General features: G+C 51.5%; 13 protein-coding genes. 11 read left to right on the top strand and 2 right to left on the bottom strand.

Annotated features, from left to right (window positions below):
- Positions 1–475: 475 nt before the first annotated feature.
- On the bottom strand, positions 476–3,799 hold the full coding sequence (locus tag H581_RS0103455) for a DEAD/DEAH box helicase (RefSeq protein WP_028608804.1): 3,324 nt from the start codon (positions 3,797–3,799) through the stop codon (positions 476–478).
- A 2-nt stretch (positions 3,800–3,801) separates the two neighbouring features.
- On the opposite strand from H581_RS0103455, the gene H581_RS39450 reads away from it, so the two are divergent.
- From H581_RS39450 to H581_RS0103440, 3 genes are all read left to right on the top strand, one after another.
- A complete protein-coding gene (locus tag H581_RS39450) occupies positions 3,802–4,083 on the top strand; it encodes a hypothetical protein (protein ID WP_028608803.1) in 282 nt (93 codons plus the stop codon).
- A 112-nt stretch (positions 4,084–4,195) separates the two neighbouring features.
- Positions 4,196–4,492, top strand: coding sequence for a hypothetical protein (locus tag H581_RS37635; protein WP_156889489.1), 297 nt, complete (start codon positions 4,196–4,198; stop codon positions 4,490–4,492).
- Between the two features lie 239 nt (positions 4,493–4,731).
- Positions 4,732–5,706 carry an aldo/keto reductase gene (locus H581_RS0103440; protein WP_028608802.1) on the top strand — a complete coding sequence of 325 codons (975 nt, stop codon included), beginning with the start codon at positions 4,732–4,734 and terminating at the stop codon, positions 5,704–5,706.
- A 20-nt stretch (positions 5,707–5,726) separates the two neighbouring features.
- Here the strand turns inward: H581_RS0103440 and H581_RS0103435 are convergent, their stop codons facing one another.
- Entirely contained in the window at positions 5,727–6,125 is a 399-nt protein-coding gene (locus tag H581_RS0103435; RefSeq protein ID WP_028608801.1) for a DUF2500 domain-containing protein, read from the bottom strand.
- Positions 6,126–6,361: 236 nt separating this feature from the next.
- On the opposite strand from H581_RS0103435, the gene H581_RS39560 reads away from it, so the two are divergent.
- The 8 genes from H581_RS39560 to H581_RS0103395 all read left to right on the top strand — a co-directional run bounded on the left by H581_RS39560 (position 6,362) and on the right by H581_RS0103395 (position 14,749).
- Positions 6,362–6,847 carry a CBO0543 family protein gene (locus H581_RS39560; protein WP_028608800.1) on the top strand — a complete coding sequence of 162 codons (486 nt, stop codon included), beginning with the start codon at positions 6,362–6,364 and terminating at the stop codon, positions 6,845–6,847.
- 116 nt (positions 6,848–6,963) lie between these two features.
- A complete protein-coding gene (locus H581_RS0103425) occupies positions 6,964–8,280 on the top strand; it encodes a spore germination protein (RefSeq protein ID WP_028608799.1) in 1,317 nt (438 codons plus the stop codon).
- 2 nt (positions 8,281–8,282) lie between these two features.
- Positions 8,283–9,344, top strand: coding sequence for a GerAB/ArcD/ProY family transporter (locus H581_RS0103420; protein ID WP_028608798.1), 1,062 nt, complete (start codon positions 8,283–8,285; stop codon positions 9,342–9,344).
- A gap of 47 nt (positions 9,345–9,391) precedes the next feature.
- Positions 9,392–10,432, top strand: a complete 1,041-nt coding sequence (locus H581_RS0103415; RefSeq protein WP_028608797.1) for a Ger(x)C family spore germination protein — start codon at positions 9,392–9,394, stop codon at positions 10,430–10,432.
- Positions 10,433–10,580: 148 nt separating this feature from the next.
- Positions 10,581–12,155, top strand: coding sequence for a spore germination protein (locus tag H581_RS0103410; RefSeq protein ID WP_342663381.1), 1,575 nt, complete (start codon positions 10,581–10,583; stop codon positions 12,153–12,155).
- A 34-nt stretch (positions 12,156–12,189) separates the two neighbouring features.
- On the top strand, positions 12,190–13,341 hold the full coding sequence (locus tag H581_RS0103405; protein WP_084134434.1) for a Ger(x)C family spore germination protein: 1,152 nt from the start codon (positions 12,190–12,192) through the stop codon (positions 13,339–13,341).
- A gap of 23 nt (positions 13,342–13,364) precedes the next feature.
- Entirely contained in the window at positions 13,365–13,610 is a 246-nt protein-coding gene (locus H581_RS0103400; RefSeq protein WP_028608794.1) for a hypothetical protein, read from the top strand.
- Complete coding sequence (locus H581_RS0103395) at positions 13,607–14,749, top strand: GerAB/ArcD/ProY family transporter (RefSeq protein WP_051250414.1); 1,143 nt, start codon at positions 13,607–13,609, stop codon at positions 14,747–14,749. The genes H581_RS0103400 and H581_RS0103395 overlap by 4 nt, the downstream gene beginning before the upstream one ends.
- The last annotated feature ends 32 nt before the right edge of the window (positions 14,750–14,781 follow it).

Genomic DNA, 14,781 nt, shown 5'->3' with positions numbered 1-14,781 from the left:
GCTTTTTCTTCTGCGGCTGCCCCGTCGAAACAAAGCTTGTGGCGCAGCTTCAGCTTCCATGCAGATTCGTACTCCGCGAAGTCGTGGACGGCTTTAAGTGGTGCAGCTTCATCTCCGAGAAGCTGTGGACGGCTTTAAGTGATGCAGCTTCATCTCCTAGAAGTTGTGGACGGTCTATAGTGGATTACAGCAGTAACTTTGACCTGTTCCGGGCTTATCTGCGGCCTATACTGGATTTCGTACATGCGAATTCGCGCGTTAAGCCGAAAAAGAGACCCGAAGGCCGGCTACGTTGGATCAAATCCAACATAGCCGGCCTTCGAAGCCAGTACGCAGGCTCTATACGGGACGAATTCCTTTATAGCTCCTGCGTTTAAGGGAGATGGCCGAATAACCGCCGTTCCCGCACAGCTTCCGCATAGCATCCGCACGACCTCAGCAGAACCACCGCACAATCTCCGCACAAACCCTCTATTTAAAGCATCAATATCTCCCGAATGTCCTGCTCGGACAACGAGGACAACGCCTCCTGACCAGGCTGGATGACCTCATCAATCAAGCTTTTCTTCCGCTGCTGAAGCTCATACATCTTGTCTTCCACCGTTCCTTGCGCGACTAGCCGGATGACCTGTACGACGTTCTTCTGGCCGATGCGATGCGCGCGGTCGGCGGCCTGCTGTTCGACGGCGGGGTTCCACCATAGATCGTAGAGGATAACCGTATCGGCGCCGGTCAGGTTAAGTCCGGTACCGCCGGCTTTCATGGAGAGAAGGAACAGGTCTCTCTCGCCCTCGTTGAACCGGCTGCACAGCTCGACCCGCTCGGAGGCCGGCGTCTGGCCGTCCAGATAGAAATAGGACACGCCTTGATTGGCGAGCTCGCGACCGATCAGACCGAGCATCTCGGTGAACTGCGAGAAGATGAGCGGCCTTCTGCCAGAGCTCCGGCATTCCTCAATCATCTCAAGCAGCAGCTCGAACTTGGCGGAGCTGCCTGCGTATCCGTCGACGAATAACGCAGGGTGGCAGCACAGCTGGCGAAGCCGGGTAATGCCGGCCAAAATCTTGATTCGATGCTTCTGGAAGCTTTCCTCGTTCAGATGCTTTACCGTATCCTGCTGCAGCTTCGCAAGCAGGCCGATATACAGCTTCTTCTGCTCCGGAAGCAGCTCGGTCGCTTGAATCATTTCAATCTTCTCCGGCAGCTCCTGCAGCACGTCCGTCTTCAGCCGGCGGAGCAGAAATGGGCGAATGCGCTTGGCCACCGTCTCCCGCGTCAGCTCGCCGAATGCATTCCGGCTCGGGAACAGCTCGGGAAACACGGCGCCGAAGATCGACCACAGCTCCTCAAGCCCGTTCTCGACCGGAGTCCCGGTAAGCGCGAACCGGTATTTTGCCTGAACCGCCTTCACCGACTGTGCCGTCTGAGTCGTATAGTTCTTGAAATATTGCGCTTCATCCAGGATTAGCGTATGGAACGACTCCTTCGCATAGATCGCGATATCCCGGCGAAGCAGCGGATAGGAGGTAATAATGACGTCGACGCCGGCGGCATTCTTCAATACCCCGCTGCGCTCCGATTTGCTGCCGTCCGCGATGGCGGCGCGAATCTCGGGCGCGAATTTCTTCAGCTCATTCAGCCAGTTGTAGACAAGCGACGCCGGCGAGACAATAAGCGCCGGCTGCTCCTGCTCCCGGATTTCCGGCAGCACGGAGACGATGAACGCGATGCTCTGAAGCGTCTTTCCCAGTCCCATATCGTCGGCAAGGATGCCGCCAAAATGATAGCGGGCCAGCGTTTTCATCCACTGGAAGCCATACTTCTGGTAATCGCGCAGAATGGGATCAAGCAAATCCGGCACGGGAAAATCCAGATTGTCCGGATTGCGCATATTATCGAGCAGCCGGCGGAAGGCTTTGCCGAGCTTGACGGCCTTGCCTTGCTCATGATCCATCAGGTGCAGGCCGCGCACGGCCGGAATGCGGAATTCGGTACCGTTCAAGTCGCTCTGCCGCAAACCGACATCGTTCAAGAAGCGGATGATCTCTTGGAAGGCCTCGCCCTCCAGCGGAAGAAGCGAGCCGTCAGGCAGCCGATGGTATTTGCGTTTGAACTCCAGCGACTGGAGCAGGCTTCGCACCTCCGATTCCGGAATGCCGTCCATGGTAAATTTAAACGCCAGCCAGTCGGTCCGCTCGTCAACATCAACCGATATTTTCGGCGGAGCATGCTTGGTCACGACTCTTACCTTGACGGCACTCGTGGCGTACACGGTCAGCAGCTTCTCTAGCTGAGGCACAACGTGATGAAGGAAGTGGTACTCGGCCTCTTCCTCTTCCATGAAATAGCCGCCTTCGGTTTTGGCGAACGGACATTGCTCCATCAGCTCGAGGATGCGCTGCTCGCGTTCTCCGTCCCGCATGAGAATGCGGTCGGTCTGGCGTTTCTTATCGCTGCCCTCCAGCGGATTAATGACGATGTCGCCGTATTGAAACTCCAGACTGGCGAGCAGCCGATCCCGTACGCGGTCCAAATACAGCTTGGCCTTCAGCTCGGTCTGCAGCACACGGTCGGCAATCGTCTCCGCAATGCGGACGCTGCCGAGCTTCATTAAACCCGGAATGACCCTGTCCATGATAGGCTCCATTTGCTCGGACGCGATCGGGATCCGAGGCTGGCGGGAAGCATCCAGCAAATGCTTCAATTCAGCGAGGCGCCTGCAGTCTTCCGGCGGAAGCTCGATCAGCCTTCTGCCTTCCAGCGCCAGCTCGTAATCCTCCATAATCGTCACCTTGTTCAGCCCTTGAATGTCCAGCATGAAGCTGCCGCCCTGCGCCTGATCGAAGGCGAAATGGAGCGGGAGCTGCTCGTCCGACATTTCGATGCCGCTGAAGCTGGCGTCACCGTGCTGAAGCAGAACGGAGGGAGCCTGCAGAAGCAGCGGCTGAAGCGTCTTCCATGAGAATGGAGGAATGAGCAGCATCCGCTCGCCGCTGGCCGGCGCTTCTTTCATGAAAGAACGGGTGGATGAATCCCGATACAACGTCTCGTTGCGATAAATTTGAATGAGCTGCCTGACGGTGGCATCATTCTCCGGCGAGAAGCGGTGCAGAGCCGGATCGTAAGTGAAATGCTTGGAAAAAACAAATGGCGTTCGGTGATCGACGGTATGAAGAAAATCCCTGATTTTCTGCACGATGTACAGGCGTTTGGGACCGATCTTCAGCTCGATCCCGAACATCTTCTTCCGGTAGCCGTACGAATAGAGCTTGCACGTGAACTCGACGTCAAGAGATTCCCGAGCGTCAAGAAGCAGTCCGGTTCCAGATGAAGGCACGGATTTGCGGGTAAATAGACCGAGCAGCTCGCCGGCCAGCCTCGCATCTGCGGAGGTCTGTACCTTATGCCGGGCAACCCGGGAATGAATAGATGAATTCTCCTCATCCTCCTCTTCCCCGGAAGGCTGATCCTCCGGATGCAGCAGGGAGGGGAACTTGCGGACCGTCCGGTCACTTTCCGCTTTCAGCTCCTGATACTGCAGCAGCGCGGCGGCGACATGCTTGCAGTACTTCTCATAAGTGCTGAAGGCGAGACAAGTGCAGTGCGCGTGCACATCCCCGTTATCATCGAAATCGATGGCAACGTCATATCGCTTGCTTCCATGGACGACCGCGTCGCAGCTTGCATCGTCCGACGCCGTAATCGTTACCTTGCCATCTATATAATAGGCTTCGCCTCTTGCGTAGAAAAGGTCGCCGCACAGTAATTTGATGAGTCGTTTAGTTAAAAGAGCGTGCATGGATGGGACCTGCCTTCCTTTCAGAATGTTTGCTGGCGTGCGCCGCGCTAGCGGACGCTTCTGACGGTCGTGCCGTGATGCAGATCGCCCTGAAGCACGATATGCTCATAGCGACGACGGATTGGCGATTCGCCACAGCATCCGTTCGGCCGCGCGGTATCCGATCCAGCCGGTGGGCAAGCTCCTGGACGCTGCTCCGCGTGCTTTCGGACATGCCGGGAAGTCCGCGAAGCGCCTTGGACACGGTATGCACCGTTAATCCAAGCCTGGAAGCGATATGCTGAAGCGTCACTTTTTTTCATGGGCATGAGGTTATCCTCCATTAAGTGAAACTAAAATGAAACTATACATGATTATATAATGAAAGGGATCAAACCGAAAACCGGAGGGGAATTTATGGCGACAATTACGCTGCCGGCACAAGAGCTGCCGCTAAGCCGGGAAGCGGATGTGCTGGTTGTAGGGGTGACCCTTCCGGCATCGCAGCCGCGATGGGGCAAGCGGCCGGAACGGCGGCCTGCCTGGCGAATCAGGCCGGGCACACCTCACGCCAGGTGCCGACCGTACAGCTTCAGACGCTGCTCGTTCAGCAGGGAGCCTGGCTTGGCGAGGACGTTCATCAGCGGCTGGGCGTGGCGTGGAAGCGCTAACGGTTCATTAAGCCAGCATGGAGTACCACCAGCAAAACGCTGATTTACACCGCTAATGAGCTTTTGTATGATTCCTCTTCACACGCATCGTAAGCTATTTATCATCATTTGATATATAAATAATTTCCCTCCGCAGAATAGAGCTTTATGGTACCGTTAGGCGATTTTTGATGCGTTCGATGCTTACTGAAAGACCACGGCCGGGTAGTATCCGGCGAAACATCAGGTTTATAATAGTAGCAATCGCACAACCATTAGAGGGTAAAAGGGAGCTGAATGAACATGTTATATCGCCGTCTTGGAAACAGCGGTCTCAAAGTATCCGCGCTGGGTCTTGGCACGAATGCTTTCGGCAAGCGGGCCGACTTTGAAGCGTCGAAGCGGATTATTCATTACGCCATGGATAACGGCATCAACTTCATCGATACGGCTAACATTTACGCGGGAACGGAGTCGGAGAAAATCATCGGCCAAGCGCTTGAGGGGAAGCGGCATGACGCGGTGCTGGCAACCAAAGCGGGGCTGGTGAGAGGAGGGGGAGCGAACGAGCGCGGCTCCTCGCGGTTTCATCTGCAGACGGAGCTGGAGAGCAGTCTGAAGCGGCTGAGGACGGACTATGTCGACCTCTACCAGATTCATACCTTCGATCCCGAGACGCCGCTTGAGGAAACGCTCCGCGCGCTGGAAGACATGATCCGCTCCGGCAAGGTGCGCTATATCGGCGCTTCGAACTATTGGGCATGGGAACTCATGAAGGCAGTCGGCATCAGCGACCGGCTGGGGCTGAACCGCTTCGTCTCGACGCAGGCGTGCTACTCGCTCGCGGACCGTACGCCCGAGAATGAGCTTGTTCCGATGTGCCTCGATCAAGGCATCGGCATCATCCCGTACTTCCCGCTTGCGGGCGGCATCTTGACCGGGAAGTACAGCGCCGGGGACAGGGAGCCGGCCGGCTCCAGAGCGCAGACCGATCCGAATTTCGGCCGGTTCATTCACGACAAGACGATCGGGCTCGGCGACAACGTCCAGACGCTGGCGAGCAAACTGGGCTGCAGCTCGAGCGTATTATCCCTTTCCTGGCTTATGCATCAGCCGGTTGTATCGACGGTCATTGTCGGAGCCACCCGAGTGGAGCAGCTGGAGGAAAATCTAAACAGCGTGTCGCTTACGCTAAGCGCCGGAGATTTGGACGAGCTCGACGTCATGAGCCGTCCTTTCCGCAGCGGCGAGCCGTTTGCCTTTTACAGACTGCAGTAAGAAAGCCGTGCCACGCAGGGCTAGTTCCGTTCGAAAGCAACAATCCAATCGCCTTGCGTGGCGGCGTATCCGGCGTCTCCTTCGGCAACGAGGCCGTACAGATTCTTAACGTCCAGAAATTCCTTCCGCTGACCGTTATCAAATTCAAGCGTAATATAGTAATACGTTCTTGAAGAATTAGACAAATGCATGCCGCCGTTCTGATGGTGATGATGGTTCGTGCTGCGCCTCACGTCCATCCGCTTGGAAACGATGCGGGCGTAGCTGCTTTCCTTGGGCGCGTTCGCATTTTTGAAATGGGTAACGACGCTGTACAGAATGCCTCCAATAATAAGCACAAATACGATAACGATAAAAAAAGGGCCGATCGTGAACAGAAAATTGAAGCCTCCGCCAACAGGCGGTCCAAAACCATTCATGCTTCATTCCTCCAATATGTTCTATTTTTGCGGGACGATAAAATAAATGTACGCGTGATCGGGGACAGAGTTGCACAATCCATGGCAATAAGATAGGAGACTTGCGCTGAACGCGGGATCAGAGAAGGATATCGACGGCTTAACATCGTAACGAGGGAGTTCAATGCCGATAGGCAGGATAATGCAATAGGGATTCGGGGAAACTTGGATATATTACAACCAAGGATGGGATACTATTGCACATTGCAATTGCAATATGGGCATTATTGGCAGCTTTGAAATGGGCGGACTGGAAACGGTGGAACGAGTTTTTACCAACTATATATTTCATGGTAAGCATGAATCTTTTGTATCAATACATCGCACATAGTCGTTACCATCTTTGGACCTTTGAACAAAACTTGCCGAATGAATTGGTAACAGACACACTTTACGGCTTCCTCGTATTCCCGTGCACGGTGATGCTTTTTCTTTCCAACTATCCGAATGAAAAAGGATCAATCATATTTCATTATTTAAAATGGATATTAATCTATTGCACGTTAGAATGGATTGGCAAAGAGTATGGGTTTATGTCGTATAGTCATGGCTGGTCTTTGAAATGGTCTGTCTTTTTTAATTGCATTATGTTTCCAATGCTCCGTTTACATCATGTAAAACCTCTATGGGCATTGGGGATTTCACCCCTAATTATATTCATACTATTAACGCTTTTTTATTGATGCCTTCGACACGACAAGTTTCTAAAGCTAACGAGGTACCCGCTTCACCGGTTGCAGTCGAACACTCGGAATAATAGTTCTGTTCATATGACATAATATGGATAGGTGATGCGAAAGTGAACGATTTCATGGCCAAACTGGTTATGCTCCAAAGTAAAAACGCCGATTTTTTCATTAAGGAACTCCATCTAGGCGGAATGGATGTTACGATTTGCGGGTTCGGAACGTTGATGGATTTGCCCAAAACCTTATTCCAGCTACAGGGTATGTCGCAAGGAACAGCGGCGTCCGCAAATCTCGACGATTTGGCGGCACGCATCGGGGGAAAAGCCGGACTGAGCGCAAATGATGCAGAGAAAGCCATCACGAACGGAAAGTTGATCGCATTCAGCTCAGACGGCAGTTCAAGGATGATGCTCGAACCGGTACCCGCAAGTATTCATCGTTCCGTATCGGAACCGAAGCAGGAAACCGTACTTATGGGGCCGTATGATGCGTTCCAAGAGGATATTAATACGAACAGCGGCATGCTGCGGGATAAGTTGAAGAGCGACAAGCTCCTCCATTTGAGGTTCACTTTCGGAAAACAGCACAGGCGCGAAGTCTCGGTCTTTTATTTAGAAGACCAGATAGATAAGCATTCGCTGGAAGCCGTAATCGCTCATCTCCGATTACATGAGCACATGGAATTGGATAACCTTCAAGATTTGGCGCAAATCATGGGACACCGATGGTGGAATCCGATTCCGACTTACTTATCGACCGAATTGCCGATCCAAGGGGTTAACTTTTTAAAGAGAGGCCGGCTCGTTCTGTTCGTCGACGGTTTTCCGTATGCGTTCGTTTTCCCGAAAGTTTGGTACGATATGTTTTCCTCCGCAGCCGACAGGCAATTTCCGCACGTAATCATGTATTTCATACGCTGCATCCGTATCATTTCATTCATAGTCTCCTTGATACTCCCGGGATTGTATGTGGCGCTCGTCTCGGTTAATCCGGACATATTAAAACTCAGTTTGGCTTTGTCCGTCGCCCAGAGCCGTGTCGGCATACCGTACCCGGCATTCTTGGAGGTTATTTTGATCTTTCTGGTTATTGAAATGGTGGTTGAAGCGATACAGCGGCTCCCGCAAAATATAGGCACGACGATAACTATGGTCGGCGGCATCATACTAGGCGAAGCAGTGGTCCAGGCTAAGCTCATCAGCAATTTGCTGATCATCATTTTAGCAGCCACGACGATCGCCAGTTTTGCGCTCATCACCATACACGCTTCCTTCTTCGTGCGTTTGGCTAAATATTTTATACTTGTGATGGCCGCTCTCTACGGTGTTCTAGGAGTAGTCGCGGGAATGCTGGTTGTCACGATTTTCATTTCTCACATCACATCGGTTGGACAACCCTATGTAGAACCGTGGAGAGGGAGGCGATAGACATGATTAAGCCTCTATCACTGGCCGTAACTTTCATTTATATTCATCTCAGCATGTCGTTCTTCCTGTTTCCCGAATTCTTGCTGACCAGCACGGACGCAGGGTTTTGGCAGCCTTTGGTGATTAACGCATTGCTCCAGCTTGCGTTCCTTCTTCTTCTTCTTATCGGGCTTCGCAAATTTCCGAACCGTGACGCGATCGAAATTGTGAACCCGATGGGCAAGCTTTGGAGTTTAATTCTTTTTGTTCCGTTGGCGATTCAATTTTTCTTTTGTGCCCTCATTATGGTCCGGGGCCATTCCGAGCTGGTTTCGATGATTTTTTTACCTCTGACTCCCGTATGGCTTATTACGCTGTTGTTCGTCATTATTGCGTTATACGGGGCTTTGTGCGGTTTGAAAACGATACTTCGCACGAGTTTGGTTATATCGGCTTTTTGTCTCCCCATTATTTGCTTCTCGCTGCTGACGACGGCGAAGTTATTCGACATAGACAATTTTTTTCCGCTGTCGGACGGCTTTTCATTCGTATTCAATCGTTCGTACTACCGGACTTTCACATTGTACACGGGTTTTTTGTTCCTGTGCTTCGTTCCGACGGTGACGCACGTCCGGATAAGGTGGATCGCCGTGGCGTGGGGGGGGTTCGTCGTTGTTTTGTTATTTTCGGTCTATATGCCGGTCTTGATCTACGGATCCGAGTCGGCTGCGACGCTCCGATTTCCGGTTATTGCAGCGATGGATTCCGTCGAGTTGCCCTGGCTTATATTCGACAGGATCACAATGATATATTCCATTTGCACGATGATTTTCGTATTTTTGTATATATCCGTTATGGTTTGGGCCGTCGGATATATCTCCGATAAGCTGGCTCCCCGGATTCCGAAACGGATGATGATTATTTTGACGTCGGCTGCTCTTTTCATCGGAGCGCACTTCGTAAAAACCTGGCACAATGTGGAGCAGTTAATCGATTGGACGCAACCTCTGCGGCTGTATAGCATGACTGCGATTCCGTTAGGGATATTTATCATCGCCACGCTGAGAAAGGGCAATGAAACATGAGACGACTGCGCATATCTCGAAGCTTCCGAACGCGATGCTTGCCTGTCATGCTAGTCACCTTAATTTTTGCGGTTACGGGCTGCGGAGAGATAAAAGACATCAACCATCGGGCTCTTCCCATTGTGATGGGGATTGCCCCGGGAGATGAGAAGGAATTTAGAGTCGCGTTGCAAATCCCTTTGCCCGGACAGCAGCAATACACCGTCAGGACGGTGTCCGCGGAAGGAGAGACGGTAAGCCAGGCGATCCAGCGGGTTCAAACGAATGTAGAAAACCATTTGGATTTACTCCACTTGAAACTGATTATCTTCCATTTGGATTTAATCAAAGACGGCATCAACGAAGAGCTTGAATATGCAATCCGCTCCCGGCAAATCGCCCCGAAATCTTATATCGCCGCAACGGAGTCGGACATTGTAAAGTTGTTGAACTCAACGAAGGAACGTGTAGAACAAGACGGTACTACTTTTTACAACTTTTTCAGCCAAACAGCCGGATGGACGCCGGATATATCGAACACACAGCTATGGGAAGCTTATCGCGCGGTTCATTCATCCAGCCAAGATTACATGGCCGCGATTGTAGGAATCGGGGACGATGAAATGCTGGAATCGAGAGGTTCGGCGGTGATCGCAGGCGGCAAGATGGTCGATCGGCTCGATTCAGAGGAGATGCTGCTTGTCAATATATTTAATAACAAGTTTCAAGGAGCGGTCATCCAAGTGCTGGAGAAAGCAAGCGTCATGGTCATCGGGGCGAAAGTGCGAAACGTCGTCTCCATTAAAAGCGGAGTTCCGAAGCTGCACTCCAAGTTAACGCTAACTGTCAGCATAGAGGAGACGAAAGGGGAACCGTCTCCCGGCGAGATTCGTCACCAATTAAATGAAGAGATGGAAGGCCGGTTCATGATGATTCTTAATCGTATGAAGAAACACGAGGCCGATTTGTTCCATATCGGGCAGCACTTCCGCCGTATTCTTACGCCTGACGAGATGAAGAAATGGCGAAGCGAATATTATCCTCAGCTGGAAGCAAGTATAGAAGTGGAAACGTTGATCCGTAATACAGGAGATTTAATCGATCAATGATGAATTGACAAGATGATTATCACCAAGGATAAACCGATATTTTGACTGCAGCTTAAGCGGTCCGCCTCGCCGCAAAATGGTATATGCCGGTGAAACGCGGGTCATACTGGTTATAAAAGTCAGGTTATGGAAACCAGGTGAATGACAGGTGACTAACAACTCAACCGGAACACCTCAATCGGAAACGAATAAAGCGATCGGGACGATGTCGACGGAGACCGTCTCTTCCGGTCAGAATACGCAGCTTCCTATATCGGAACAACTTTCTGATAACATTGAATATTTAGAAAAAACATTTGCGGGCAGCTCGGATATCGTGTTCAAGCATTGGAATTACGGTCCCGAGCTGCAGTATACGGCTTGTTCCGTGTATTATGAATCGCTTGTTCAAGAAGATACCGAGAACTATATGAAGATCACGCTGCAGGACCTTGTCATGCATGAAGTCGGTCCCGGCATGGAGGCAACGCCTCAAGATATACGCGGTTTTTTCGAGCATGACGGCGTCTCGGGGAAAAAAGCATCGGTTATTACCGATTTGCTGCAATTAGTTGATCATATATCGAACGGGCGCCTGATCATCGTATTCGAAGGTTGGAACAAAGGCCTATCCTATAAGGCGCAGTCCGTCGAGACCAGACAGGTAAGCGAATCGGTAAATGAGTCGGTTGTGCAGGGTCCCCGGGAAAGCACGGTCGAAAATTTACAGAAAAATTTAGGGCTCCTCCGGCTAAGGCTCAAAACGCCCAAATTTAAAATCGAAATGATCACTGCGGGCGGCGAAACCAAAACCGCCGTCGCTTACGGCTATATCGAGGATGTCGTTGATAAGGAGATGCTTGCCGAATTCAAGAATAGGATCGCGCAAATCGCCGATCTGGAGGTGCTGGAAACCTCCTATATCGAACAAATCATCGAGGATTCAACGTATTCGCCGTTCCCGCAGCACCGGTATACGGAGAGGACGGATATGGCTGTGGCGGGTATGCTGGAAGGGAAAATCGCGGTCCTTGTGCAGGGCACGGGCGGTATCTTATTATGTCCGGGGCTCTTCACCGAGTTTTTCCAATCCAGTGAAGATTATTACCAACGGACGGTCAATTCGACGCTGATTCGATGGCTCCGCATTGTTGCTTTTCTTATTGCATTGACGCTGCCCAGCGTTTATATCGCGCTGTCGACGTTCCATCCGGAGCTCATTCCGACGGTGCTGCTGCTTGCCGTCCTCAATGCGCGGGAAGGCATACCGCTGCCTGCTTTTTTTGAAGCGCTGCTCATGGAATTTTTCTTCGAGCTGATGCGCGAAGCGGGGGTCCGGCTGCCGAGGCCGGTCGGCTCGGCCGTCAGTATCGTCGGCGCGCTCGTTATTGGAGACGCGGCGATCAGCGCGGGCATTGCGTCTCCGATCATGGTTATCGTCGTAGCGCTGACGGGGATCGCCTCTTTCTCTATCCCGCAGTATAATATCGCGATCTCTTTAAGGATACTGCGCTTTCCGTTGATGATCAGCGCGGCGGTCATGGGCGGGTTCGGGATGATGATTTGCTTTCTGTTCATCCTGCTTCACCTGTGCAAGCTTCGTACGCTCGGGCAGCCTTATCTGGCGCCGCTCGCTCCGCTGCGCTTGTCAGAGCTCAGGGATGTCCTTATACGGGTTCCCCTCAAGACGCTGCTCCGGTCTCCGCGGGATTTGCATAAGCATAAGCATAAGCCGGTAAAGTGAAGGGCTGCTCCGACATCGACATCAAGAGGGTGGAATGATGAGAAAAATAATGCTCCTTCTATACCTGACGGCCGTATTTCTGATTCTCCCCGGCTGCTGGAGCAAGCATGAGCTGACGGAGCTCGGCTTTGTCATGGGGGTGGCGCTGGATAAAGGCAAGAACGGTAAAATCGAAATGGTGACGCAAATTTACCGCCCTTCCTCTGTAGAGACGGGTAAATCAACTGCTGGGGGTGTCTCCAGTATTAATATTAAGACGAGTGACGATACCGTTAACGAAGCGATCCGCGATATTCCGATTCATCTGGGCAGGAAGGCGCAATGGAGTCATTTGCGGGTCATTATCGTCAGCGATCAGCTTGCGAAATCGGTTCATTTGGGGAAGCTTCTTGACCTGTTTTACCGGGATCACGAACCGAGAAGCAGCGTATCCCTTATGATCTCGAAGGGACCGGCGGCTAAGCTGCTGGAGAAAAAGCCATTAATTGAGCAGACGTCCGCGCAGCAATTCCTGAGAACGGCAGAGTCCGGCCATAGGGATTCCGCGAAGACGGCGCATACCACTTTGCTGGATTTCGTGCTTCAACTGAAGAGTGCCAACAACGATGCGATTGTGTCTTATGTGTATGAAACCAAAAAGGAAAAGGATGTCATATCCTCAGCGGGCCTGGCTCTGCTCAAGAATGGCCGAATGAAAACGGCTATGCCCGCAAACAAGGTGGAAGGGCTTAACATGCTCAGGAATGAATACAAGTCGGGCATCGTCGAATTTCCGTGTAAGGAAGGTCGAAAGGAGATGGAGACAACCGAAATCCTTGATTTACATACGAAAGTAAAGCCGGCTCTGAAGGATGGCAAGGTAACGGCGGTAAGCGTCGCGGTTCAAGGCGATATCTCGATCGGCGAGCTCAAATGCACCGACATAAAGACGGTGGAGGATGAGGCCGCGTTTTTACGCAAAGCGGAGAAACGAATGAAAGAGCAAATACAGGAAGCCGTAACCTTTGTTCAAACCAATAAAATCGACGTCATCGGAATCGGAAACGGCATTTATCGGAAGCATCCGGGAGCATGGGCGAAAATGAAAAAGTCTTGGGATAAACAATTTTCGGAAATTCCCTTTCAGATCCAGGTTAAGCTTCGGCTTATTACAACCGGAACGAATATCGGCAAACCTGCAATGTAGAAGAACGCGAGGGAAGTTTACATATGGCGGAACGAGTGATTGTCTTTTTTCTCGCCTTAGGCGGGATGCTGTTATATGACGGGTTTCAATGGAGAAGCAAATTAAGCAAACGGGATAAGCTGATCTATACGATTATGCTGCTGATCGCCTTATATATGGGGGCGGATTATGTGCTGCATCGAAATTGGCCCGATTTTTATGTCTTGATCGACCCGATATTCGGAGGCATGGCAAAAGCGATCGATGACTACTTGAATGTCCGTAAGTGATAAGAAACGCGAAGGAAGGAGGAACCGGCATCGAAAAGCAAACCGTAAGTCATACCCAGATGGGCGTGCTGTTTTTTGTATTTATGACCGGGTCCTCCATTATCAATATTCCCGGTCCGCTTATCGGCAAAGCGGGAAACAGCGCGTGGATTTCCCTATTGATCTCCGGGGGACTCGGCATGTGTCTTCTATGGTGCATGCTTTCTATGAATCGCAAGTTTCCGGGCATGACCTTCGTCGAATACAGCCGTAAGCTGATGGGCACGGCGCTTACTGCAGTTTTCTCCGCCATTACGATCTCGTTCCTGTTTCATATGCTATCAGGCATCGTAGTGGACGTCGGTCTATTCATGATCAGTTCGATGCTTAGGGAAACGCCGATGTATGCCTTCACGTTCCCGGTCTTTATGGTTGCAGCCTTAACCGCGCGCGCAGGACTTGAAGTCATGGTAAGAATGTTTACGCTTATCATGTTCCTGACCGCTTTCTTTCTCGCGTTTGTTTTATTGCTCGGGATTCCCGATTACGATCCGTCCCTGCTGCTTCCTATCTTTCCTGAAGGCATTAAGCCGACGCTGCACGGGGCGTATATCACGTTCGGTTTTCCGTATGTCGAGGTGTTCCTGTTCACGATGCTGCTTCCGTTCGTAAACAAGAGCTTGTCGGGGAAATTGCCCGCTACCATGATAGGGGTCTTAATTCTGAATATACTGACGCTATCCGTGTCAACGATTTGTTCGATTATGATATACGGGCCATTTGCAGGCGAGAAGCAGTACGTGCTGTTCGCCTTGGCACGCATCATCGAGTTCCAGGAAATTATCCAACGGATCGAGTCGATCATCGGGATGTCGCTCATTCTGGGCTCTTATATGAAGGCGACGATTACTTTGTTTGTGCTCAGCCTTTATATAAGTCAGCTTATTGGCATAAAGGATTACCGGATATTGGTTATGCCGCTGGCTTTACTCGGCTTTCTGACGGGGCTTGTCAATTTTGACGGAGCTTTGGATTGGGCCGGCAGAATCTCGGTTGTGCACACCGTATGGGGGGCAGCCGGATTTGCTGTCCCGCTGATTATCCTGTACATCATTTCATTGTTCAAAAAAAAGGGGCAAACAAAAGAACAACAAACGTAGGCGCTTCGCGCTTCCGTTCGTTGTTCTTTCAA

The organism is Paenibacillus harenae DSM 16969 (assembly GCF_000422465.1).
Classification (GTDB): Bacteria; Bacillota; Bacilli; order Paenibacillales; family Paenibacillaceae; genus Pristimantibacillus; species Pristimantibacillus harenae.
The sequence above is the reverse complement of the archived record's forward strand: the minus strand, read 5'-3'. Positions and strand labels throughout refer to the sequence as shown.

Coding starts and splice junctions, on each gene's coding strand:
- H581_RS37635 (WP_156889489.1), top strand. CDS start 4,196: ATGGCGACAATTACGCTGCCGGCACAAGAGCTGCCGCTAAGCCGGGAA.
- H581_RS0103420 (WP_028608798.1), top strand. CDS start 8,283: ATGATTAAGCCTCTATCACTGGCCGTAACTTTCATTTATATTCATCTC.
- H581_RS0103415 (WP_028608797.1), top strand. CDS start 9,392: ATGCTAGTCACCTTAATTTTTGCGGTTACGGGCTGCGGAGAGATAAAA.
- H581_RS0103435 (WP_028608801.1), bottom strand. CDS start 6,125: ATGAATGGTTTTGGACCGCCTGTTGGCGGAGGCTTCAATTTTCTGTTC.
- H581_RS0103455 (WP_028608804.1), bottom strand. CDS start 3,799: ATGCACGCTCTTTTAACTAAACGACTCATCAAATTACTGTGCGGCGAC.
- H581_RS0103405 (WP_084134434.1), top strand. CDS start 12,190: ATGATGAGAAAAATAATGCTCCTTCTATACCTGACGGCCGTATTTCTG.
- H581_RS0103400 (WP_028608794.1), top strand. CDS start 13,365: ATGGCGGAACGAGTGATTGTCTTTTTTCTCGCCTTAGGCGGGATGCTG.
- H581_RS0103440 (WP_028608802.1), top strand. CDS start 4,732: ATGTTATATCGCCGTCTTGGAAACAGCGGTCTCAAAGTATCCGCGCTG.
- H581_RS39450 (WP_028608803.1), top strand. CDS start 3,802: ATGGGACCTGCCTTCCTTTCAGAATGTTTGCTGGCGTGCGCCGCGCTA.